A 23,554-nucleotide genomic window follows, 5' to 3' on the forward strand; every position below is an offset into this window, starting at 1 on the left:
CACGTTACGTTTGTTTGTTTGTTTGTTTGTTTGTTTTTCTTTCAATCGTCTTCAGTGATGATCTCAAAACCATAATTTCGAATATGCCGCTTTAAGATTTTCAGATATTGAACTGCAGTCAAGCTCAAATCGATTTGTTTGTGTTTCACTAACCCAAGTATCATTGAATCCTCAACTTCAAGTGGGATAGCAACAATTTTGTCATCGTTTAAATCACTGCTGATAATTCCAGAACTAATCGTATAACCGTTGACTCCTGCCATAAGATTAAAAATCGTAGCACGATCACTAACTTTAATATTCTTTTTATGCACGATCGTACTCAAGATCTCCTCAGCGAAAAAGAATGAATTTGCATCTCCTTGTTCATATGAAAGATAAGGATATTCTTCAAGATCCTTCAATTTAACACTTTTTTTTTGAGTCAAAGGATTGCAATAACCGACAAAAATGTGCGGTTTAGCGACAAATAGAGGCTGAAATTCCAAATTATTTTCCTTCATAATTTTTTGCATAACTTTTTTATTAAAATCATTTAAATACAATATTCCAATTTCGCTCTTAAATTCGTTTAAGTCATCAAAAATATTCTGTGTCTCTGTTTCACGTAAGGTAAAATTGTACTCGTCAACATCCAAGCCCTTTAATAGTTCAACAAATGCATTCACTACAAACGCATAATGCTGAGCGGAAACAGAAAATGACTTTTTACGTGGTTCATGTTTTTTATATCGCTCCTTCAGTAAACTGACTTGATCAGTTACTTGACGAGAATAACTCATGAATTCTCTACCATCATCTGTTAGCGAAACACCAGTTTTTGTTCGCAGCAAAAGCTTAACTTTTAATTCTTCCTCTAAATTTTTAATTGCATTAGAAAGACTGGGTTGCGTCAAAAAAAGTCTTTTAGCAGCCTCATTAAAAGAACCAGTTTTAACGATCATTTCTAAATATTCAAGCTGTTCTAAACGCATCCCTTGCCTCCTGTTGAAAATTATATTTTAATTTTACCACAACCTTATAGTTTTAAACTATAACAAATAATCAATTCTATCACTTATCCAATAAGCAAATATAATGTTACCTTATTCGTAACAGTATAAGGAGGAGAATTCTATGGTCACATCTGTCATTGGATTCCCGCGTATCGGCGAGAATCGCGAACTAAAGTTTAATACCGAAAAGTACTTTCGTAACGAAATCACTCAAAAAGAACTATTTGCTAAAGCAGCTCAACTACGTCTAAAACATTGGAAACTTCTGCAAAAAGCTGGTATCAATTATATCCCTAGCAATGATTTTTCATTCTACGATACGATACTTGACACAGCATTTTTATTTAATATTCTTCCACAAGAAGCCGAAAACTTAGGATTAGATACTCTTGACGAATATTTTGCCCTTGCTCGCGGCTATCAAGGGAAGCAAGGTGACATCAAGGCTTTACCGATGAAAAAATGGTTTAACACTAACTATCACTATCTCGTGCCTCAATTCGATAAAAAAACACGGATTAAATTAGTGGGTAACAAAATTTTTTCTGAATTCATGGAAGCAAAAACTGCTGGAATCAATACTCACCCCACGCTGGTTGGTCCTTACACGCTGCTTAAACTGAGTGACTTTGCTGAAGACGTCAAAGCCGAAGATTTTGTCACACAAATTACTGTTGCTTATGCAGAAGTAACCTCAAAGTTTAATGAACTAGGCGCAACTTGGTTGCAATTTGATGAACCATCTCTCGTAAAGGATATGTCTACAGAGGATCGAACTTTATTCAACAAAATATACGAGAAGTTACTAACTAAAAAGGGTAATTTAAAAATTTTGCTTCAAACCTATTTCGGTGATGTACGTGATAACTATTCCGATTTAGTCAACCTTGATTTCGATGGCCTTGGTCTTGATTTTATCGAAGGTCGAAAAAACCTGGAACTTGTAAAAAATGGTTTCCCTGATGAAAAGATTTTGTTTGCAGGAGTTGTCAATGGCAAGAATATCTGGCGTAATAATTATCAGCAAACACTGAAAATTATTCGTCAAATACCTGCAAAAAATACTGTTCTTTCAACTTCATGTTCATTACTGCATGTTCCGTTCAGTGTAGCCAATGAAGATTTCAAGCCTGAAATAAAAAAACATTTTGCATTCGCAAAAGAAAAGCTTGGTGAACTTGGCGAACTTTCTTCTATCTTGGAAGGCCAATCTAGTGGAGCACTCGTCAAAAATCAACAACTGTTTACTGGAAATCGTATTAAGAGCCATCTAGCGCTAAAAGAAAAAATTGCAAATTTAACTGAAGATTCATTTGTTCGTACCCCAGAATTTTCAAAACGAGAAGCTATCCAGAAAAAAGAATTCAAACTGCCAATTCTGCCGACCACTACGATCGGCTCGTTTCCACAAACCCGTGAAGTTAAAAAAATGCGTGCACAGTTTAAACGTCATGAACTAGAACAAAAAGAATATGACACGTTCATTGCTGCAAAAATCAACGAGTGGCTTAAATGGCAAGAAGAGATTGGACTTAACATCCTAGTACACGGTGAATTCGAACGTAATGATATGGTCGAATATTTTGGGCAAAATTTGAGCGGTTACCTTTTCAGTAAAAATGGCTGGGTTCAATCCTATGGGACACGAGGCGTTAAACCACCTATCATTTGGGGAGATGTTACACGCCAAAAACCGATCACAGTTAAATGGTCTAAGTACGCCCAAGAACAAACTGATAAAATTGTCAAAGGCATGCTGACTGGACCAGTAACAATTTTGAACTGGTCATTTCCACGAGAAGACATCTCAGTACGTGAATCAACACTTCAAATTGCGCTCGCAATTCAAGAAGAAGTGCTTGATCTTGAAGCCAACGGTATTCGTATCATTCAAATCGACGAAGCTGCTTTGCGTGAAAAACTTCCGTTGCGCAAAAGTGATTGGTACAGTGAATATCTAGATTGGGCAATTCCGGCTTTCCGGTTAGTGCATAGCAAAGTTAGGCCTGAAACTCAGATACATACGCATATGTGCTACAGTGAATTTACCGATATCATCCCTGCAATCGATAATATGGATGCAGATGTTATCTCTTTTGAAGCCTCACGTTCTAACCTTGAAATTTTGGATGAACTACAAGCAAAGCATTTTCAAACCGAAGTCGGTCCGGGTGTGTATGATATTCATTCACCGCGTGTACCTTCAGTCAATGAGATTAAGAATGCGATCCATAAAATTCTACAGAAAGTTCCAGAACAGAAAATCTGGATTAATCCTGATTGTGGACTTAAAACACGGGGTGAGCAAGAAACAAAAGCAAGTCTAAAAAATTTGACGAGCGCAACACGCGAAATTCGAAAGGAGCTGGGGAAATGTGAACGATAACCATCCTTCTTTATCCTTCGAAGTCTTCCCACCAAATACTCAAATCGGTACGGATAATATTGTGACGACCCTTGATCAATTGCAGAACCTCAAACCCCACTTTATCAGCGTTACCTGCAGTAATAACAAAAGTGACTTTGAAAAAACGACACTCAAGCTGGCCGACTATATCAATAATACATTAGATATTCCTGCAATTGCCCACTTGCCAGCTGCTTATCTCAGTGCGAATCAGGTTAAAAGAATATTAACAGAATTAGATTCCCTAAATATTCATCAAGTGCTTGCCCTTCGTGGCGACATTATACCCCGGATTCCACGCAAAAACGACTTCAATTACGCTAGTGATTTAATTAAGTTTGTTCGTGCCCAAGAACCTTCTTTTGAAATCTCAGGAGCATGTTATCCTGAAATTCATCCAGAATCACCCAATTTAGTTTCAGATATCCATTACTTGAAACAGAAAGTCGATGTTGGATGCAACCAGTTGATCACCCAGTTGTTTTTTGACAATGATAAGTTTTTTGCTTTTAAGGAAAATTGCGCTTTAGCTGGAATTAACATACCTATCATAGCAGGTATTATGCCTATAACTAATCGAAAACAGGCTTTACGCTTAATCAAGACGACTTCAGCTCATCTTCCTAAAAAATTTATGGCAATTTTTGACAAGTATGAGAATGATCCTGAATCACTCCGAACAGCTGGTCTAGCATATGCAGTCGATCAGATTGCCGATTTAATTACACGTGGTGCTGCAGGTATCCATTTATACACGATGAATCATGCCGAAACGGCCCTTAGCATTCAAAAAACAATTGGTTCTTTATTCAAAACAAACAATAAACAACTAAATAATCAGTAAAAACACAAGTTAAACTCAGAGGGATTGCGATAGAAACTTATCACGATTCTTTTTTATAACCAAAATGTATAATCTGTTTTGCAATATTTTATTGGTATAAAAAATCAAATAAAGCATCGGTCTTCAGAATACCAACACACAAGAAACTTATTTTCCATTATTCACTATCTTTTTTTAACAGTAAGCATTACCTAACCGTTATGACCACAAAAAAGCGGCCTTATTCTCAATTGAAATAAGGTCGCTTTTTAAACTTATCCAATAAACAATTTTACTGTGTTTACCTAAAACACTCGTTAGTCTATTTATCTTAAAGTTGCTCTTATAACGTTTTAAAAATCATTTTCAACTTCTGCTTGAGGGCAATCAATTTGAATCACAGTATGTGTAACCTTGTTTATTTTTTTTAAATTATTCGTAAGCAACTCCAAAATAACAGCAGGTTCAACATTCTTTTTAAGTTCTATATGAACCGATACAGCCACATCATTTGTACCTATTCCCCAAACATGTAGATCATGGTAATCCTTCACCTCAGCAAAACTTTTAATAACTTGTGTAATCTTCTCTACGTCCACATCATCTGGGACTGCAGACATTAGCAACTGCAAGGATTGTCTTAACAGTCCCCATGAAGAATAGATGACCAAAGCAGCAACTATTATACTGGTTAGTGAATCGATAAAGCCCCACCCAGTTACACTAACTAGGAGACCTGAACATACAACTCCCAATGAAACCATCCCATCGGCTGCCATATGCAAAAAGGCTCCTTTGATATTTAAGTCTTTTTTACTATCTTTCTGAAAAAGAAAAGCAGTAGCAAAGTTGATGAAAACACCCAATAATGCAACCCCAGCGATTCCAAGCCCTTGATTTGTTTTTTCCGCACCAAAATTTGCAATTGCTTCAATAATGATCCAGACCATTGCAGCTAGAACAAAAACCGCGTTAGCAAAAGCTCCTAAAACGGTAGCTTGCTTGTAACCATAGGTCATTTTGGGAGTTCTCTTTTTAAAACTAATAATGCCGGCAAACCATGACACAAAAAGCCCCAAAACATCACTTAAATTATGCATAGCATCCGTCATCAATGCGACCGAGCCAAATAGTACACCAAAAGTCAGTTCAAAAATGATATATATGGTATTCAAACCAATTCCCAGTTTGAAAGGCAACCCATATTGTTTTCTATATTTACTCACCGAATCACCCCTTATAATTACAACTGATAACTTATTTTAACCCAAAACGGAGGACGGGTCTATCAAAATAAAAATGCTTTCAATGGTGGCAAGCCAGCATTGAAAGCTGGTCAAATAAGCTAAGGAAGAACCCTCGAGCAGTAATTGTAGAATAAGAATATCGTTTGTTTTCTATCGGGCTCAAGCCGTAACCTCTAAACTTCTTAAAGAAATCTCTTAAAGACTGTTTCTCATATTTTGAATACCATTCTAACTAGTGTAATTTTAGATTTTTTTCTATTATATGATCATATAAACTACGCATAATAAAAATGAAAAATGCAGTCAAAAAATAAGAAAAAACAATATCTGACAAAAAGTGCGCACCAATAATTAACCGTGACAATCCTAAAACAGCACCATAGACAACTCCGAATATCCAGAGTCGCCTACGTCTTATTCCCGTGGCAAACCATGAAAAAACAATGCAAAGCGTTCCGGACATCGTGTGTCCTGAAGGAAACGATTTGTGACCGTTAACGCCATTAGGATGTAGCCATGAGGTAAAATCGTGCTGCGATGCACTTAATTCGTACGGACGAACCCGTCCCCAAAAGTCCTTGAGTGCCCCGTTTACTTCGAGAGAAAACCATACAGTCAACGAAGCAAAAATACCAATTAGTAAGTATTTTTTTATCTGTTCGTCGCTTTTGTTCTTCAACCAAAAAGCGATAAGTAAAGTAATACAGATATATACGACAAGCCAAAGAATGAGTGCTTCCTTTGTTGATAGACTAGCCGTAGCAGCGTCACTATTAGCTAACCCTATTGATTTATTGTTATGTATATTGGTTAAAGCAGCAATCGAATAACTTGAGACTTCATTTAAATATTGCTTGATCTGCCACGCCGACAGTGAAAATCCACCTAGAAATAACGGAACCGCAAATAACTTATCTTCTTTACATCGAATTGCATAAACTATCGCGACCTCACCACTCAAGACAAAAATAAAATAAACGGGAAATTCTCCAAAGGTTTGAAAAATAGTTCCGAAAACACTGTTATAATTGATCATGGTATTACTAATTGCTAGATCTCCAAAAGATGCAACAGTTAGCAAAAGCCCACAGGTTATTACCGCAATTACAAATAATTTTCTTTTTGAAACATCAGACATAATTCCACTCTCCTTCCCAATACTTGAATCGCTTTAATAATATCGTTTGTTTGTAAAAAATTGCTCATAAATTGTCTCTAAACATGTAAATAAAGTGTAAAAATTTTAATTATCGAAAAATCACCATAATATTTGCTATTAGACGTTTTTATTTTTATAATTTATCTCAGTAAGGAAACAATTTATACTTGATTTAAAAACTATCTTATAAACCACTAAAAAATCGAGGTCAAATTATGTTAGAACCCAAAAAAGCCGTACCAAACTTAACTTCAAAATTACGATCAGATATCGTTGAAACACCAGCTGTCATTAGAGATGCATCTGGCATCAACCTCTTCGGTAAACGGATTAAGAGTATTATCTATACAATGGATGTCGCAGTGATCGCTAATTGCAATGCAGATGCTGTTTTAGCTGTTTATCCCTGGACACCTAATACCAAGATACTTCAAGCTATCTCGACAGTATCTAATGTTCCAATCCTTGCCGGAATTGGTGGTGGCCTTACAAAGGGTCTTCGTTCAGCCACAATTGGTTTCTTTGCAGAAGAAAACGGAGCACAGGCTGTCGTTCTGAATGCGCCTACTCCGCTTGAGACCGTCATTAGTGTCGGTAAAGCTGTCGATGTCCCAATTATCTACACTGTAGTAAACAAAAATATAAATATCAGAGAAAGAATTGACGCCGGTGTTAAAGCTTTCAATGTTGCTGGTGGAAAAGAGACGGCTGAACTAGTTCGTTGGCTGCGAGAAGAATTAGCAGATATCGCACCCAATTTCCCAATAATTGCGTCTGGTGGAAAATCTGATGAACAAATAAAGAAAACGATCAATGCAGGCGCCAATGCAATTACTTTTACTGCATATGGTGTGACAGAAGCCACCTTCCAAAAGAAAATGGAGAAGTATCGACAAGAAAGCTAATATTCATCTTCAATTATTACAAAAAGATCTTCACTCTTGCTGAAGATCTTTTTATTTACCTTGTTTCAAAACTACAAAACAGCAAGGCACAATGAACTATCCCCTATTATTTCACATCCATAATCTGAACTGGAACTAGAGGTTGACGATTTTATATTCTTTTCAAATAAATTTGCTGCAGATCGCTCAAGTCCTTATCGGACAGCTGCATAGCAGTATGCATATACTCACGGACGCTCCCATAATTAATTATAAGTGCTTGACGTGCTTTATCCAGTGAGCTTCCTTGAACATAAAATGAAGAATTCATTTCATTAATAAAGTCCATTAAATCATCATTCTGGAGTTTTTTTCGCAGATCACTTTGATCTACTGATTCATATACAAGATTAGTCAATAAATAGTCTCGTCTAATAATCTGATAATCAATTCCAAGTGCAGATAGAACCAAAAAACAAGCAACTCCAGTGCGATCTTTCCCTGCTGCACAATGAAACAGCAAAGACTTCGCTCTTTCCGCATTGTCCAGCAATTTAGCAAACATCATGCGAAATGCAAGTTGGGAATGTCTACTGAGAATCATTGTTGCATATGGTTCTGAAAAGTCATTCCCATATAGTTCATCCTCATTATCTACAATAGGAAGATCAGAAGAACCTGTATCACCCATAGGATAGACAGGATAAGAACGATAAATCACGTGCTTGGGAAGATGATCTGGGGACATTTCGCATTCAAATGGTGATCGCAGATCTATCACATAATTGAGACCATACTTGAATAACTGTTTAGCTGCTTTATTCGACAGTCGACTCATGTCCCCCGATCGAAGCAATTTTTTCCATTGAATCATTCGACCATCGTGCGTTTTATATCCTCCGAGCTCTCTTAGATTTACACTGTTAGTAACGTTTAAGATTCTCTCCGGTTTCAACTTTGATCACCTCATATATTAACTTCAAATCAATAAAAACATTACCCACTTTGCTATTCATAGTCCTACTGATCTTCAACAATTCAAGGCGACTGCCTGCTTAATTAAATAGTGATATATTATCACAAAAATTTATTGTCAAAACGTAATCGTAACAATTCGATCTCCATCTTGATAAAGTTCCACTCTTTTTGAGTAGTACTATCATGCAATTGCATTAGCTTTGCTAATATATATTTTGCTTTCCTAATCAAAAATTCCAAATCTGCTCTGTTTTTTACACCAGTTTTATAATATTTCAGCAATTCTTGACAAGAATTACACGCATTGTCAATGACAAACACATGCTTTTTAGTCTCATGGACAGAATTATCGTAATTAGCATCTATGAGATAAACTGCTTGGATCTCATTAAAATTTCGTATAATAATTCTCACCTGATCTCTAATGTCGTCATTCGGCTCGTACTCATGCAGCATGATTTCACCACCTGTCAAATTCATAAATCAATCTAATTATACAATGAAAGCGGTATAAAACACTCATCATTTGCCTAACTTGTTTTTGCTTTACAACAGCTTTCCATCTCATCATAGCTGTACAGCCCAATCAACCTATTCATCGAGGATCTTAGAACTTAAATCATCATTACTAACATCCTCTTGTAGAACCTACTTCATACTCTCCTTTCCTAGAACCTACAACTAAATTTTCAAAGCAGCTTTCTTAATACATTTTGATGCTTTTTAAAGATCAGCAATGAAATTAAGAGATTAAGTTTAAATATAGTGTAACATAGTAAACAAAAACTACACTATTTAACAAAAAGTATGCTATTATAAAAAACGTTAAGAAAATTATAAGATTTTATTAAAATGTGACAACGGTCCAAAAATCGATGACCTTAAAAGCTGTTTTACTATAATAGGGGGATTTAAAATGCATCATTCAGCAAAGATTATACATAATTTGTCTAAGGCTAGTATATTCATACTTTCATTTTTTTCATTCTCGCTTGCAATTATACCTTCCATGGACACAGGGTCTACCGAGAAGATAAACGCAGCACAGGTCAGTCAGAAAAAGCTTATTCATTTCACTTCGAAAAAGAATTCTCTTTCATCCAGATACGAAACAAATGAACACGGTGTGTTTTTTATCAAGGGAAAAGCCGTTAAAAATGTTAAACTTTCTGTCAAAGGTAAACATTTTAAAACAGCAAAAAAGAGTATTAAAAAAGGTAAACATTTTAAAATACGAGTTCAACTTGATGATTCCAAGAAAAAGCTAAATCTCAAAGTAATTGCAACTGCTGGAAATAAACACAGCAACCAAAGGATCAACATCTATAATCAATCAGATTCGTATTTATCAGCAATTGCCAGTTCAAAAGCAGCTGTATCATCAAGCGTTGCGGCAGAAGAATCTGCCAGCAGCGTTGCTAAAGAATCGTCTAAAGCTGCGGCATCAAGTTCCGCAGCTGAGGAATCATCCAGAGAAGCGCAATCTTCGAGTGCTGCTAAGGCCCAAAGTGAAGCTGCTGAACAATCGTCTAAAAATGCCGCAGCATCAAGTTCCGCCGCAGCATCATCTGAAGCCGCTGCCAGTTCATCTGCTGCAGCACAGGCCAACACCAATAATAGTAACAGTACTGGAGGAGACGATTTATACACAGGCACTCAAGGCCAAATAATTGGGAACTCCAAATCACACATTTATCATGTTCCGGGACAAGCAGGATACCATATGAATTCTGGTAATGCTGTTTACTTTGATAATGAACAAGAAGCGCAAGCACAAGGATACAGAAAAGCCTTGCGTTAAATTTTATCAAACATCCAGATCAATTATTGAACTCTTAAAACTCTTTCTTAAAAAAACATAAATGTACTAAAAGATCCCTAAAGATCGGTCGTTAAATACCAAGTTTTGGAGGATTAATCATCAGTTAACTACAAAGAATTAAAAAGTTAATAAATATTAGAATTTGGTTTCTTATCGATCCAAGCTACGTATGTATAGCATCAAAATTTTTGTACTAATGTTTATTTTAGTATACAATTTACGCTGATAGGGGGAGATAAATTGATAACTGCTTACAAAGAATTCTGGAGAAATATATTAACATGGAATGCTACTGCCACACGTTCGCAATATTGGTGGCCAATAATTATTAATTATATCTTAGGCAGTATAATAGCCGGTATACTCGAAAATCTTATGGGACATCCAGTCGAGGAAATATACAGTGTCGGTGATCTTAGCACTAATTTAGTTGCCAAATTTATTATATTTTTAGTTTGGTTAGCGACACTAACACTGAAAGCACGTCGTTTGCATGATACAGATCGAAGTGCAGGCTGGATTTTCATAACCTTGGTTCCAATAATCGGTCAAATTTGGCTTCTCGTGCTTTTTTTGTTACCTAGTGCTAACAATTCACGTTGGACGACAAATCAAAGTGAAATTCAATAAATAAAAAAGGCTGGGTTTGAGACATACCCCTGAAGTTTTTACTTTAACTTTGGGGGTATGTCTCAGTTGAACTCAGCTTTTTTAACCATCTATTATATGAATTGACACATTTCATAAACCGTTTTTCTCGAACTAAGCGACTTCACGCTTCAGTCTTAGTCGCTTTTTCATTTATTTTTCTCTTCACTGCCACTAATCGAGCTCATTTATTTTGTCTTACTTTTGCTTTAAAAGATTTCTATTTCTCTAATATTAAATTCTCTTACTAAAGTGCTACAATATTCCTAAAGAAATTATAGAAAGGTTGATAAAAAATGTCATTATTTAACAACAACAAAAAAGCTGAAGGCCTCTTGGAAGATAGAGGTCTGGCCGATTTAGATAAAGATGCTTTTTGGCAGGTCAGAGCTATCTTGAGTGAACTTGAAGAGGAACAGCTCCTTAAAAATAGTAAAAAAGTGATTTCTAGTGACTATGTTGCGGAAAAAGCTATTGCAAGTTACTTGCGAGCTATCGTTGAACAGAATTGGGTACTAATAGCTCAAAATGATCAGATCATTAAAAGCCTTGGTTCAAAAAACAATACTTCTGTTTCTAAAAAATAGCTTACCATTTTCTACCACTCCTCCACTTTGTATTTCATTTTTAATTCTAACTGCAAAAAAACTTCTTACCTGTTTCAGATGCTTAGACTTAAAAGTTTTACCACACACACTACTCCTCTAAAGATGAAGAACTAGTTAAGATACGCCAGAAAACGAAGAAACGTGTTTACAAATATAATCAAACGACGCCTCAAGCAGCTGCAACGCGAGACCAGCTGCTTAATAAGATGGTCGACTTGCCCGAATTGAGTTCCCTACACACATGGACTGCGGTGTCATTGTTTGTCCTGGCATCACAATTGATAATACTGCAGTGATTGGTGCCGGAACAATTGTAACAAAAAGCATTCCTGCTAATACAATTGCTGCAGGGGTCCTGGCTCATTCTATTCGAACAACAACAGCTAACGACGAAAAATTCTGGCAAACTGAAAGAACCAATTATTTAAAAGGAAAATTTAAGTAATTTTTTCTAAGCAGTTTAATCTTGACCAAGTGCGGAGGAATAACTGTCAAGACAAGTCTTTTATGGAATTAACAAGGGAGCTGAATCAAAAGTTAACTTTTGATTCAGCTCCTTTAAAATTCAGCATTTAACTACTTATTGGGCTTTGAACACTATTCATTAATTATATAAATTACCTTTAATTCACTTATCACTATCAGCCTAATTTATCGGCTCAATCAGTGCTGCTCTCCTTTTTCTGACTTAAAGTGAAAATTCCAATTATAATTGCTATCAACACTGCTACAGTAACAACTAAAAATGTGCCATGCACTCCAGATATGATTGCCGCTGGAGTAATAGAGCTAGTGGACCCATGTACCTCTCCAGAATGAGCTTTCTGTGCTGCCATAGTAAAATAAGCATAGATAGCACCCATCAAAGATGCTCCAGTTGTCTGTCCTAAGGTACGAGCAAGGTTTAAGAGACCAGAAATTACCCCGCGTTGTTCAGGTTGAGCTGATGTTATGACAGCCGCATTATTAGGAGTCTGGAAAAATGCAAAACTTCCATTTGAAATAGCTATTCGTAGTGCAAAGTCAAATGGACTAGAGTTTTTGGTCAAGGTCGTCATCAGACAACAACCAATACCAAAACCAATCATACCCGCAATCATAACTGCTTGATTTCCAAAGCGGCTCGCTGCTTTTCCAGCTATCGGGCCTAATATTGTTGTTGCCAAAGGTCCAACAGCTATCAGAAGTCCAACCTCAACAGTTGACAGCCTTTGAGCATCTGTAAGAAAAAATGGGAGAACAATGCTAATCGTCATTATCATCGCATATACAATCATACTGATTGCTAAACTACCACTGATAACCTTGTTTTGAAATATCGTAAGATCTATTAATGGTGAAGAAACTTTCTTTTCAACGAGCAGTAATACAATTGTACTTATAGCTGCAAAAGTCAACAATGAGACTACTGTCACACTTGCTCCTTGCGCTTCACTAAAGGTAATACCCAGATTATAGCAAATAAGCGCAACAGCCAGTACCATTACTCCTAACCAATCAAATCCCTGTTTCGCATGTGTAACTTTCATTTTAGGAAATTGAAATGCAATAACAAAAGCTCCAATTCCAATTGGAATATTAACAAGAAAAATAATATGCCATCCGAACATACTGATCAAGACGCCCCCTAACGAGGGCCCCAAAGCAATTCCCAATGTCAGCATCGAGGTTAAAAAACCCATGGCCTGTGAAATTTTCTCTTTAGAAAATAAATCTCCTACCAACGCAAAAGACATTGCCATTAGAATCGCACCACCCACTCCCTGAAGAATACGGGCCGTTATAAGCATATAGACAGATGAGGAAAAACCACAAACCAATGAAGCAAATGTAAAAATTGCAATCCCGGTTAAATACAAGTTTCTTTTTCCAAACATATCTCCTATCCGACCTACACCTACAATTAGAACAGTTATTGAAAGCAAGTAACTAAGTATAATCCATTGTGCGCTCGAAAAATTTGTATTCAATGATTTTGTTATTATTGGCAGTCCAATAGACACAATATTTGTATCTATTGAAGTCATAAGTGTAGCCAACGAAAGCCCCAACAAAATCAGTCCCGAGTTTATTTTTCGAGGAGTACCAATTTCAACCTTTTCCATATAAGACAATCACCTTTCCCGTTTGAAATATTAGCATTATTTTGATATGCTATTTAAAACTTCACTATAATTATATTTTTAAAAAAGTGTATTTTCATGCACTATATTGATAGTTTATAGCATTATTTTGATATATGAGGTGAAAAAATGAAAAAAAAAGAACTTCATTATGATGATATGTCCGAAAATAACCTTTTTGTTAAGATCAAAAAAGCCGAATATACTACTCGTGGCCTGATTCTTGATAAACATTGGCACGAGCAGATTCAGCTCTTCTATTTCACTCAAGGAAATGCCATTGTCCGCTGTAATTCCAAAAAGTTTGAAGTAAGCAGCAATGATCTTGTTATTATAAATAGCAAAGAATTACATTATATCGAAAATAACTGTGATGATTTGGAGCTTTATGTAATCAAAATTGACCTGACCTTTCTTTATAGCAACAAACTCGATGCAATACAGACTCAGTTCCTTACATCTTTATCCCAAAATCTAATTTTATTTAAAAATATGATAAAAAACGATGCCGCAGTCTTGAAGTGTGTTGACCTAATTGTTGCCGAGTATTTAAATAAAAAGATAGGTTTCGAAATGGCTATTAAAGGACAAGTTTACATTCTTATTGCTTTGCTTCTAAGAAAGCATATTGAAAAGAATTGCGCCAAAAATGAATTTCAGAATCGTCGTGAAGTACTTCAGCGTTTTAGAGAGGTAATTGATTATATAGATCGTAATTTCACGGAACAAATAGATCTTCGTAAGCTTTCTGGTATCGCTCAAATCAGTACAGGATATTTTTGCAGATTGTTTAAGGAGATTGCTGGTATATCAGCAGTTGACTATATCAGTGCACTTAGAATTAATAAAGCTGTTGAACTTATAAAAGACAGCAATCAGAATATGACTGAAATAGCAATGAATTGCGGTTTTAACGACTCTAACTATTTCAGCAGAGTCTTTAAAAAATATCAGAAAGTATCTCCCACGGAATTACGGAGACAGTCGCAAAAAAAAAACAAGAAATTATATGACATGATTACCATTGATAAGACACTTTGCACATTCAAAATTTGAATCGTTATTTTTATAGGTATTTCAGCTTAGTCAGGCTAAATCAGCTATAAAATTAACTAATACCGAAATTATAACTGTGTTGAATAAAAAAGAAATCAAAGCATGCCCTAATGCTGCCTTGCGGAAACTTGTAGTAGAGAAATTCGTATCAGAGACTTGATAAGTCATCCCTATTGTGTATGACAAATAAGCAAAGTCCCAAAAACTTGGCAGACTATCATTGTTGAAATCAACTCCACCTTCGATTTTATCATAACTTTTTTTGTAATACAGTTCAGCGTAATGAAATGTATATACTGCATGAACTAGGCTCCAAGAAATAGGGACACTTATCAAACCAACACCAAGTTCTACAGGATCTCCTTTACCAATAGTCACCAAAAATACAACAACAACCAGACTAACGCAACTTGCCAAAATAATGAATATATCCAAAAATGAGTAACGTATACTCTCAGTTAAAACAATTTTTTTAGTGTGCTCTCCCGTTAATGGCTGGAAATTAAACCACATTAATGTCATCACTGTTATAGCCCCAGCATTCCAGCTCATCAATAATGAAATTTCCCAATTAAAATAGATCTTCAACACAAAACCACTGATTGAGCCTAAGATAACAGCTATTAAAAAATGCACCCACTTTTGCCTTAAAAAAATTTTTCTTTGTTCTTTTTTCATAAAATGACTCCTCCATTTTCAATTACAGATCATTACTATCATTGTAGGGTGTTCCCCGCAGAAATTCGATCAATTAGCTTTGAAATTTGTTGCTGATCAATTATTTTGTTAGATTGGAGATACTTTTTTGCTGAAAATTTAGAAAACAAGCCTTGGTTCAAACAGCAATCTAATTATCATCATCCAGCTCTATTGGAGACCGATATTATGAATATGGGAAATACATTTGATCGAACCTCTTAAGAACTAACTAGACGTTTAACCGTTAGCTTCCCTTCTTTAACTACCAATCTAATAAATATAATTATTTAAATATTGCGAATCATATTTTGTGTACGCTTAATATGGTAGAATTAGGAAGTTATCAAATATAAATGATTGGTGGATTTACAAATGTTGATTTTAGGCTTTGCACTATCTCTAGCTCCTCCTAATTCTTTTCATTTCACGTTGTCGTAACTGTCACAGTTAGTAAAAAAGGAAGAGTGTGTTATAAATGGTAGAAGCGATTAATTTAAAATCAGGCATGATCTTTGAAAAAGGCGACAAATTGATTAAGGTACTTGAAACTAATCATCACAAACCTGGTAAGGGTAATACAGTAATGCAAATGAAGTTACAGGATATTCGTTCTAATTCTATTGTCCAAACAACTATGAGACCAACTGAAAAAGTTGACTTAGCTGTTGTTGACAAGAAGCAGGCACAATATCTGTACGAGCAAGGTGAAACCTTTTATTTCATGGATTTAGATACGTATGATCAATACGAATTATCAGCTGAACAAATTGCGGACGAAGTAAAGTATCTAATTCCAGAATTAAAGGTTCAATTAGATTTCTGCAATGAAGAACTAATTGGTGTAGAGTTACCAACGACAGTTACTCTGCGTGTAACAGAAACTTCACCTAATATCAAGGGTGCTGCTGCAGCTAATGGCGGCAAACCGGCGACTTTAGAAACTGGATTAGTAGTTACTGTTCCAGATTTTATTCAAGAAGACGATACATTGGTTATTAACACTACAAATGGAACTTACAAGCAAAGAGCGTAGGGCTGAGCTAAACTCATTATTGTGGTTTACTCTCATACTATAATCACAAGAGATTTTGTTTAATAACTGCATATCAAGATGAAGCTTAATTGAAAGAACAATAAAAAATATGCAAGTTCCCTTGCGATCAATTTTGGCTGTGTATGAGCCATTATGCTGCATCGCAGGGAACTTTTATTTTGTCTCAAAACCACCATCTTATGCTTAAAACTTAATAAGAAATACATAAACTATCAAATTCAAAAAATATTTTACATTCTAAATTGGAGGAACTATTGATGAATAATCAAGAACTGCAAGAATACATTGCTAATAACAGCCGTGCTGTTGAAATGTTTTGGGATAAAGCACTAGTATACCAGCAGGTAAAAAACAAGAAGAGACAGCCAGCTAGAAGATGGAACGAAACAATGTTAGAACGAGCAGCCGACAAAATGCTTAACACCTTCATCACAGGTATACATGATAAAATAAAAATGTATGTTAAAGAAGATCAACTTGAACCTCAAAAAAGCTGGGCTAAGTTTATAGAGGACAATGAAGTTTTAGATGAATTAGAAGAAGCTGTAGTAGAAATGGAATTCGCATAAAAATTCACTTTTAAAAAAAGCACTGTTGTGCCTGCATGGGTAAAATACTTTTCTAAAAAAGTCAAAAGCTGGTATTGATTGGGATTGATAAACATTAAGAAAACCTATGATGTAATAATAGCAATTCTAACCGTAATAATCGTGATGGTACTTATGAATTATATGAACACTATAACTAGTGCATCATATACTTACATAGGTAATAGTATTGTAACGATTTTTACGCTTGCTCATTTTGGACGTTTCGTCTTATCTGAAAATAAAAGTCGTTTCTTTAAAAACAGTATTTGGTATTTACTTGCTATTTTCCCTGTCAACTTAGTCTTTTCATTTTTCAGAAACGCAAGAATTGCAAGTATTGCTAGGGCTGTGCGCGTAATGAAAGTATTGCGGCTAACAAGGCCTGTTGGTTTGAGTGGAAAATTACAAAAAAATACCAAAATTTTTTGAAAACAAACGATCTAATATACCTGATTATTGTAAGTTTGTTCATACTAGCGACATCAGCCGTTTTATATTCATTGGTCGAAAATGTACCGCTTAGCGAATCATTTTGGTGGGCTATCGCAACTGCAACCACTGTCGGTTATGGAGATGTCTCACCGCATACCGCCATCGGAAAACTTACAGCTGTCATGTTAATGTTTGTGGGTATTGGATTTTATCGGGATGCTGACAAGCTCCCTCACCGCTTTTTTTACGCATGAAGAAGACAGCAATAAAAAATTGCTTGAAAAATTAAAACATATTGAAAAAGATACTCTGGAACTAAAAGAAGCCATCAAAAGATTAAAACACTAAAAAAATATTCTCTCTCTTTTTCGCATAGAGTGAAAGCTCTCTGTAAGTAGACAAAACAAAATGCTTTTTTCGAAGATAATAATAAACAAACCTAGATTGACAACAACCATTTTTTGAGTGTAAAGCCTTGAATTAGTTCAATTGAAAGCCAGTAGTATTAAAATGTAGAAATATTGAATCGATTTAACCACGCCTAACAGTTGAACTAAAAACAAAATCAATTTTATATAAGCAGAAATAGTTGGTCCTAAAGGATACCTTTTCTCCACGAATTCCGGCTTAAATATATAACTAACAAGCGTCATTAGGCACGGAACAAATAATACCAACCACTTTTCTTTATCATAGGCGTCTGCAGAACTTAATCCAATATGCACTGGTATAACATCAGGTAAATAAAAATACAGACTACATGCTAAAAGAAGCTCCACAACATAAACTGAAATGAAGTAGTAAAAGGAATGCGTGTAAAATTTATCAAACTTTATCACTAATATCATCTCTTTGATTTTATTTGTTATAATTATACATCATCTCTTTTTTTCAAATGTAATTCTGTTAGTTCGCCCATTTGTGTCACCTTTATAAGTTCAAGACGTTGTTCATACTTTCCATTTTCAAACAAGCGTTTCCCCTTACCTAATAAAACCGGAGCGATCTGAATCCAAAACTCATCAACCATATTTCCCTCAACTAGTTGCGTAAATAGGTGTCCACCACCCACTATCCAAATTGCCTTTTTGTTTTTTTCTTTTAATATTTTTATTATGGGCACTGGATCTCCTGTAACATAGCACCCTCCTTCTATCTCACCGGTTTCTTTGCGTGAAAAAACCACTTTTTCCTTTCCCGGATATAAAGGTTTATTCCCTAGTATTTTTTTTGTTTCCTTGTATGTGTTATTCCCCATGATAACAGTATCAATTTGGCTTTCAAATGCTTCATAAGTGGAATGTCCACTCAAGTCAGTGTCAAAAAGCCATTGTAAACTGTCATTTTCTTTTGCCAAAAATCCATCTAGGCTAATCGCCCCGTAAAAAAATACCTTTCTCATCTTAATCCTCCATATTGTTAGTTCTATATTAACAAAGATTAGTATTTATCATCTTTTTACTTGTCATAACTCTTCTTTCTCTGTTTGTTTAATTTCTGAAATTGTATGCTACTCTTACCGAAAATAATACTAACACTAGATAGCAAAGACCTTGACATTGTAAAAAGCACTTTAAAAAACCACAAGAAAAATTTGTTTACGCTTTATTAAAAATACCACAAATTTTAATCATTGATGAAACCCTTACCAAGGCTGATGAAACAAAACTTCTTCATTGTCATTGAACATTCCTGCGAAAAAAATTGATGAAGTTAGATGAAAGAAATTATTAAAATTAAAAAGTGGCATAACTTTTAAGCTATGTAATTTTTATTAGAAATATATTTGACAAAAACAATTAGTTACACAAAGGACTACGACAAATTCCCATAGAAATTCCTTCCTTTTCAGATATTTTCTGCTTAAGAAAAGGTAAAAAAAGCTTTTTCCTTCTACCAATTTAATTATATTGGAAACTTTTTCGGTCAGTCTATTGTCTTTAAAAATAGTAATATCATGATACTAATTCAAAATTTTTAGATAATTTGCCGTGTGTTCAAGTGCATTAATTAGTTTAAACTTTTCACTATTGGACAGGCTATGCTGTTCTCACATAGTTACTGTTAATAATACATAGTTTACTCTATGCTGATTTAAATATTTTATATGTTGAAATGTCCTGTCAACATTAAAACGCTCAACTTGATTGAATGAAGGAGGAACAGCTACATGGAATTTTTCTTTTGAGCGTCATAAATCAATCACTTTCGTTTAATTATTATCAATGTTTTGAATCTCTATACAAATAATAAAGTTTTATTTGAAATAATACACACAAACTCATTATTTTATACATATTCTTATGAGGCTGTGACATAACTAGCCTCTGAGAAAGGAGATTAACTTTGTTTAATAAACTAGAGGAGTTGCGAAAAGAAAGAAATATAAGTCAACAAGACTTTGCACAACATTTAGGTGTTACCAGACAAACAATTAGCTCACTTGAAAACGGACGTTACAACCCATCCATTTTATTGGCAATAAAAGTAGCAAGGTATTTTAACAAAAATGTAGAGGATATTTTTTTATACGGAGGAAGACAAAAATTACCCCGATTTAAAATTATTATGGCCTTAAAAAATATAGCCCTAAGGCAATAGTAATTCTTGCCAGAATAAACTCATATTTTAGTTTCCTTTTCATCACTAACTTCAGACAAGCTTTTATTAATTAAGTTAGTAAAGTTGGAAAGCTAACAATTTTCACATTTTTTATTAAAAACAGACACGTTTTTGTTTACTAATTGTGAAGTCTTTGAGTTTTTAAGAAGTATAACAGATGTTAATATGTACACAAGTTCAAGAACTACACTACTAAGAAAAGCCTGTTTTGTAGGGCTTGTTGTGATGAATCCTTTTATCAATATAGTTGAAAAATCAAGGATAAAATGAAAAATTGCTGGGTAGATCAGACTGCCAGTTCTTAAATAAACGGATGCTAATAACATTCCCAATGCAAAAGCACTAAACATCTGAAATAAAGTTCCGGACAAGGACTGAACATGAAGGTTGACTATATGTGAGAATCCAAACATTAAACTTGTAAACAAAGAGACAGCAAGCAAGTCGACCCTAGTAATTTTTTCAATTCTGATAAGAAACATATTAAGTAATAATCCTCTAAAAAAGAATTCCTCAAAAATGGCAGCGCTTCCTGCGATGGTGATAGCATCTACAACCTTTGAGTTTCGCTCGCTTATTAGAAAAAATGCATCAAGAACTAAAACCGTACTGAGTATGATCGGAACTATGTTGACTTTAAATATGCTGAAAAAATTTTGATGTACTATCTCAATGAATGAAACGTGAAGAAATTTTTTATTAAATATATAAAAAAGTAGTAGTAGAAAAAGATCCTGAAAAAAAACCTGATGACTAGTTTGAAAGTGTAGTATTAAAAAAATCTTGTCAAATAAAAACATTCCTAGAAGCATTGCAAGCCATATTAAAAAAGGATTATACAATTTTTTTTTCATCATTTTCTCCTTGATAAAGTTTTATAAAAGTTTTTATAGAATTAATTCTATTACTTAAACTTAAAAAAACAAGCTTCATATTGAAGATATGTGGGGTCTTCAATATGAAGCTTGTTTTTTTAAACAAAGAATTTTACTATCTATACGTGTAATAGCCCTTTAGGGAAATATTATTGAGGTAATAATGAATGGAGGAAAAAATTATGGAAATGGAGTCTACTGTACAAAAAAGCATGGTTATAAAGTAGACTGGGGACAGGCTTGGTCAATTATTGGGAACAATTCGGCAGCGAATTCGACAACTCGTGGAGCTGCAGGATGGAAAAGCAAGTAATTAGAAGAAATCAGATTGTTAGCATGTGACGCAAACTTTAATTACTCGTCTGGGCGGCAGTCTAAACGAGTAATTTTGACAAAAAATGTCAGCTAATCAAAGCTGGTGACAATTATAAACTAACATGTGACAGGTAAAATATAGTATATTTAATAAAAGACTTATCACCACATAATATGAGGAGGAGATATTATGAAATGGTATTCAGGTGGAAAAGATAGGGGAGACGAAGCGATTAAAATAATTGATGAATTGTTGACGGAATTACAAAGTAATGTGAATAATAGGCCCTTAGAAGATCTTCTGACAAGTTATAAAAAGGAAATAATAGTCAAGAATTCTTCAATTCCCTTACTTTTTAACAGAATGAATTTAGAAATATCTAAAACAATTAGAAGTTATGGAATAAAATTATCAGATGTAGAAACCAAAAATATAAAAGAGTTAATGAGCTTATCTAATATTAGATATGGATATCAAATATAAACCTTCAGCTATTATGCTAAGAGTTAAGCTAGAATTCTTAGCAATATTTTAGCTTCTATAGTAAGTATCTACAAAAATCCGAAAAAGTGAGCCCTTTTCCCTTTTCGGATTTTTTGTTAAATTCTATAAGAACATGGAGAGTTGAAAGTAATAAAATAATTATACTAGCTAAATAAATTTTTTAGGAGGTTGATAAAATGGGAAAATTTGAAAAGCTAACCTTAAGAGAATTAAAAGACATAAGTGGAGGACGAAAGATGAACCGTTCACATTTTAGGAAGATTATAGGAGGAATTTTCTCAAGCCTATCGATTTCAAAATAACTGACTATTTACGGTAGTTGGATAATAGAATTACTTCTGAACTAAGCGTAACTCCTAAGATCAAGAGCAATCGGCCAAATGAGAATCCAAAGATAAAATAAGGATCAGCATGTATTAAAAAGTTGGAAGTTCCTATTAAAAGAATATTCAAAAAAGTATAGAGTGCAAATAAAAAAATGAATAAAAATAAAAAAACAATTACTCGCCCTTTCAATATATTCCAACTAAAAACACGACTAAAGTAATATATATATATAAGCAAATTACCAAGTAATAAAAAATAAATAATTGGGACATGAGGAGATTGGAAATTAAAGAACTCAAGAAATGATAATATGCACAATATAACATTTAAATTATAACTTATTTTAATGACTCTATAATTTAAATGCTTTTTTTTCGTATCACAATCAGTAATTACATGATTATCTTGTAATAAGTCGTCAAGAGATATGTCGTATATACGACTTAGCTGAGTTAAACTTGATATATCTGGGTAACTATGTGAGTTTTCCCACCCGGATATTGTTTTTCGGGAAACATGTAATAATTTAGCAACTTCTGCTTGTGTTAGTTTTTTTGAGATTCGGCAATTTTTTAACTTTTCAGACAAATTCATTTATTAATTCCTTCTTCTCTAACACAAAAATTCATATTATGTAACGTAAGCTATATCAGTAGTTAATTATGCTAGCTCTATAGTTCAATTATATTGTATGTATTATTGAAACAACGTTTTATATATTTAAAGCTTTTTAGAGATTAGATAATTAAGTAATAGAAACATCGCATTAATTATATAGGAAATATATTTTTTTTACAATATTTTATTATAATAGACTTTTGAATTATAAATTATATCTTAGAGATATATGAACGATCTTGAATAGAATGAAGATAGTATTTTGAAAATATGTCTGTTTTTTCATAACGTGCAGACTGCTCCTAAGTCAATATTTGGCACATGTTTTTCTAGACACTTGTTCTGATTCTTTCAGTGTTGAACCAATTAATATAATTTGAGATTCTGAGAATTAAGTCCTCAAAGCTTGAGAAGTGCGTTTGAAAAACGAATTCTCGTTTTAATAATGAATGAAAAGCTTCTATTTGGCTATTATCGTAAGGATATCCTTGCTTAGAATACGAATGGAAGATTTGATGTCGTCTAAGCAAGTTTTCAACATCACAGCTCGTATATTGTGAACCCATATCTGAATGAAAATATGCTGGCCTTTTATGATGTTCAAGTGCTTGGTTAACTGTATCTACTACTAGTTTGGCATTCATCTGTCGTCCTATCTTATATGCGAGTATCTTATGAACTTTTGGCTCATATACTGAACTAAGATATACTCAAGTTCCAGGTCGTAGCTCAAGATAAGTAATATCAGCTCGCCAAGTACTAGCTTT

The 23,554-nt window shown here is 34.2% G+C and carries 28 protein-coding genes and 1 pseudogene; 18 read left to right on the plus strand and 11 right to left on the minus strand.

Features of this window, described 5'->3' with window-relative positions; genetic code table 11:
• Positions 1–41: 41 nt before the first annotated feature.
• Complete coding sequence (locus FC19_RS00785; RefSeq protein ID WP_057875082.1) at positions 42–974, minus strand: LysR family transcriptional regulator; 933 nt, start codon at positions 972–974, stop codon at positions 42–44.
• Positions 975–1,116: 142 nt separating this feature from the next.
• Between FC19_RS00785 and metE the strand changes: the two genes are divergently transcribed.
• Entirely contained in the window at positions 1,117–3,381 is a 2,265-nt protein-coding gene (metE, locus tag FC19_RS00790) for a 5-methyltetrahydropteroyltriglutamate--homocysteine S-methyltransferase (protein WP_057875083.1), read from the plus strand.
• A complete protein-coding gene (metF, locus tag FC19_RS00795; RefSeq protein ID WP_057875084.1) occupies positions 3,371–4,246 on the plus strand; it encodes a methylenetetrahydrofolate reductase [NAD(P)H] in 876 nt (291 codons plus the stop codon). Before metE ends, metF begins: the two co-directional genes overlap by 11 nt.
• A gap of 332 nt (positions 4,247–4,578) precedes the next feature.
• On the opposite strand, the gene FC19_RS00800 is transcribed toward metF, so the two are convergent.
• Positions 4,579–5,451: a cation diffusion facilitator family transporter gene (locus FC19_RS00800; protein WP_057875085.1), complete on the minus strand. Its 873-nt coding sequence runs from the start codon at positions 5,449–5,451 to the stop codon at positions 4,579–4,581.
• A gap of 253 nt (positions 5,452–5,704) precedes the next feature.
• Positions 5,705–6,610, minus strand: a complete 906-nt coding sequence (locus FC19_RS00805; RefSeq protein ID WP_057875086.1) for a phosphatase PAP2 family protein — start codon at positions 6,608–6,610, stop codon at positions 5,705–5,707.
• 236 nt (positions 6,611–6,846) lie between these two features.
• On the opposite strand from FC19_RS00805, the gene FC19_RS00810 reads away from it, so the two are divergent.
• Positions 6,847–7,536, plus strand: a complete 690-nt coding sequence (locus tag FC19_RS00810; protein WP_057875087.1) for a beta/alpha barrel domain-containing protein — start codon at positions 6,847–6,849, stop codon at positions 7,534–7,536.
• A gap of 151 nt (positions 7,537–7,687) precedes the next feature.
• Here the strand turns inward: FC19_RS00810 and FC19_RS00815 are convergent, their stop codons facing one another.
• Together FC19_RS00815 and FC19_RS00820 are read right to left on the minus strand one after the other, a co-directional pair.
• Positions 7,688–8,470, minus strand: a complete 783-nt coding sequence (locus tag FC19_RS00815; protein ID WP_057875088.1) for a tyrosine-protein phosphatase — start codon at positions 8,468–8,470, stop codon at positions 7,688–7,690.
• A 122-nt stretch (positions 8,471–8,592) separates the two neighbouring features.
• On the minus strand, positions 8,593–8,973 hold the full coding sequence (locus FC19_RS00820; protein WP_157061224.1) for a hypothetical protein: 381 nt from the start codon (positions 8,971–8,973) through the stop codon (positions 8,593–8,595).
• Positions 8,974–9,409: 436 nt separating this feature from the next.
• Between FC19_RS00820 and FC19_RS00825 the strand changes: the two genes are divergently transcribed.
• From FC19_RS00825 to FC19_RS11405, 5 genes are all read left to right on the plus strand, one after another.
• Entirely contained in the window at positions 9,410–10,294 is an 885-nt protein-coding gene (locus FC19_RS00825; RefSeq protein ID WP_057875090.1) for a sunset domain-containing protein, read from the plus strand.
• A gap of 261 nt (positions 10,295–10,555) precedes the next feature.
• Positions 10,556–10,945, plus strand: a complete 390-nt coding sequence (locus tag FC19_RS00830; RefSeq protein ID WP_057875091.1) for a DUF805 domain-containing protein — start codon at positions 10,556–10,558, stop codon at positions 10,943–10,945.
• A gap of 314 nt (positions 10,946–11,259) precedes the next feature.
• A complete protein-coding gene (locus tag FC19_RS00835; protein ID WP_057875092.1) occupies positions 11,260–11,550 on the plus strand; it encodes a hypothetical protein in 291 nt (96 codons plus the stop codon).
• A gap of 140 nt (positions 11,551–11,690) precedes the next feature.
• The gene (locus FC19_RS11970) at positions 11,691–11,867 is read left to right on the plus strand and encodes a maltose acetyltransferase domain-containing protein (protein WP_083488253.1); all 177 of its coding nucleotides are present in this window, start codon (positions 11,691–11,693) and stop codon (positions 11,865–11,867) included.
• Entirely contained in the window at positions 11,813–12,016 is a 204-nt protein-coding gene (locus tag FC19_RS11405; RefSeq protein WP_057875093.1) for an LbetaH domain-containing protein, read from the plus strand. Before FC19_RS11970 ends, FC19_RS11405 begins: the two co-directional genes overlap by 55 nt.
• Before the next feature lie 214 nt (positions 12,017–12,230).
• Here the strand turns inward: FC19_RS11405 and FC19_RS00845 are convergent, their stop codons facing one another.
• Positions 12,231–13,676 carry an MFS transporter gene (locus FC19_RS00845; protein WP_057875094.1) on the minus strand — a complete coding sequence of 482 codons (1,446 nt, stop codon included), beginning with the start codon at positions 13,674–13,676 and terminating at the stop codon, positions 12,231–12,233.
• Between the two features lie 147 nt (positions 13,677–13,823).
• Between FC19_RS00845 and FC19_RS00850 the strand changes: the two genes are divergently transcribed.
• Positions 13,824–14,750: an AraC family transcriptional regulator gene (locus FC19_RS00850; protein WP_083488255.1), complete on the plus strand. Its 927-nt coding sequence runs from the start codon at positions 13,824–13,826 to the stop codon at positions 14,748–14,750.
• 30 nt (positions 14,751–14,780) lie between these two features.
• Here FC19_RS00850 and FC19_RS00855 read toward each other — a convergent pair whose 3' ends face one another.
• On the minus strand, positions 14,781–15,428 hold the full coding sequence (locus FC19_RS00855) for a DUF1345 domain-containing protein (protein WP_057875095.1): 648 nt from the start codon (positions 15,426–15,428) through the stop codon (positions 14,781–14,783).
• Positions 15,429–15,533: 105 nt separating this feature from the next.
• Here FC19_RS00855 and FC19_RS11655 point away from each other — a divergent pair, with 105 nt between their 5' ends.
• The 5 genes from FC19_RS11655 to FC19_RS11745 all read left to right on the plus strand — a co-directional run bounded on the left by FC19_RS11655 (position 15,534) and on the right by FC19_RS11745 (position 17,779).
• On the plus strand, positions 15,534–15,671 hold the full coding sequence (locus FC19_RS11655; RefSeq protein ID WP_157061225.1) for a hypothetical protein: 138 nt from the start codon (positions 15,534–15,536) through the stop codon (positions 15,669–15,671).
• A 253-nt stretch (positions 15,672–15,924) separates the two neighbouring features.
• Positions 15,925–16,482 carry an elongation factor P gene (gene efp / locus FC19_RS00860; protein ID WP_057875096.1) on the plus strand — a complete coding sequence of 186 codons (558 nt, stop codon included), beginning with the start codon at positions 15,925–15,927 and terminating at the stop codon, positions 16,480–16,482.
• 278 nt (positions 16,483–16,760) lie between these two features.
• Complete coding sequence (locus tag FC19_RS00865; protein WP_057875097.1) at positions 16,761–17,072, plus strand: hypothetical protein; 312 nt, start codon at positions 16,761–16,763, stop codon at positions 17,070–17,072.
• Positions 17,073–17,225: 153 nt separating this feature from the next.
• Positions 17,226–17,522 (plus strand): hypothetical protein, encoded by a 297-nt coding sequence (locus FC19_RS11740; protein ID WP_235809290.1) that lies wholly within the window; start codon positions 17,226–17,228, stop codon positions 17,520–17,522.
• A 71-nt stretch (positions 17,523–17,593) separates the two neighbouring features.
• On the plus strand, positions 17,594–17,779 hold the full coding sequence (locus FC19_RS11745; protein WP_235809291.1) for a potassium channel family protein: 186 nt from the start codon (positions 17,594–17,596) through the stop codon (positions 17,777–17,779).
• A 617-nt stretch (positions 17,780–18,396) separates the two neighbouring features.
• Here FC19_RS11745 and FC19_RS00880 read toward each other — a convergent pair.
• A complete protein-coding gene (locus FC19_RS00880) occupies positions 18,397–18,927 on the minus strand; it encodes a dihydrofolate reductase family protein (RefSeq protein WP_057875099.1) in 531 nt (176 codons plus the stop codon).
• A 944-nt stretch (positions 18,928–19,871) separates the two neighbouring features.
• On the opposite strand from FC19_RS00880, the gene FC19_RS00885 reads away from it, so the two are divergent.
• Positions 19,872–20,126, plus strand: coding sequence for a helix-turn-helix transcriptional regulator (locus FC19_RS00885; RefSeq protein ID WP_057875100.1), 255 nt, complete (start codon positions 19,872–19,874; stop codon positions 20,124–20,126).
• Positions 20,127–20,218: 92 nt separating this feature from the next.
• Here FC19_RS00885 and FC19_RS00890 read toward each other — a convergent pair whose 3' ends face one another.
• The gene (locus tag FC19_RS00890) at positions 20,219–21,001 is read right to left on the minus strand and encodes a CPBP family intramembrane glutamic endopeptidase (protein WP_057875101.1); all 783 of its coding nucleotides are present in this window, start codon (positions 20,999–21,001) and stop codon (positions 20,219–20,221) included.
• 184 nt (positions 21,002–21,185) lie between these two features.
• On the opposite strand from FC19_RS00890, the gene FC19_RS00895 reads away from it, so the two are divergent.
• The 3 genes from FC19_RS00895 (at position 21,186) to FC19_RS11880 (ending at position 22,144) form a co-directional block, all read left to right on the plus strand.
• Positions 21,186–21,335, plus strand: a complete 150-nt coding sequence (locus FC19_RS00895; RefSeq protein WP_057875102.1) for a leucocin A/sakacin P family class II bacteriocin — start codon at positions 21,186–21,188, stop codon at positions 21,333–21,335.
• Between the two features lie 192 nt (positions 21,336–21,527).
• Positions 21,528–21,821: a bacteriocin immunity protein gene (locus FC19_RS00900; protein WP_057875103.1), complete on the plus strand. Its 294-nt coding sequence runs from the start codon at positions 21,528–21,530 to the stop codon at positions 21,819–21,821.
• A gap of 197 nt (positions 21,822–22,018) precedes the next feature.
• The gene (locus FC19_RS11880; protein ID WP_268872804.1) at positions 22,019–22,144 is read left to right on the plus strand and encodes a hypothetical protein; all 126 of its coding nucleotides are present in this window, start codon (positions 22,019–22,021) and stop codon (positions 22,142–22,144) included.
• A 4-nt stretch (positions 22,145–22,148) separates the two neighbouring features.
• Here the strand turns inward: FC19_RS11880 and FC19_RS11265 are convergent, their stop codons facing one another.
• Positions 22,149–22,763 (minus strand): helix-turn-helix domain-containing protein, encoded by a 615-nt coding sequence (locus FC19_RS11265; RefSeq protein WP_083488257.1) that lies wholly within the window; start codon positions 22,761–22,763, stop codon positions 22,149–22,151.
• A gap of 353 nt (positions 22,764–23,116) precedes the next feature.
• Positions 23,117–23,554, minus strand: a pseudogene (locus FC19_RS00910) (DDE-type integrase/transposase/recombinase); the annotation flags it as partial.

The organism is Liquorilactobacillus aquaticus DSM 21051 (assembly GCF_001436755.1).
GTDB classification, from domain to species: Bacteria; Bacillota; Bacilli; order Lactobacillales; family Lactobacillaceae; genus Liquorilactobacillus; species Liquorilactobacillus aquaticus.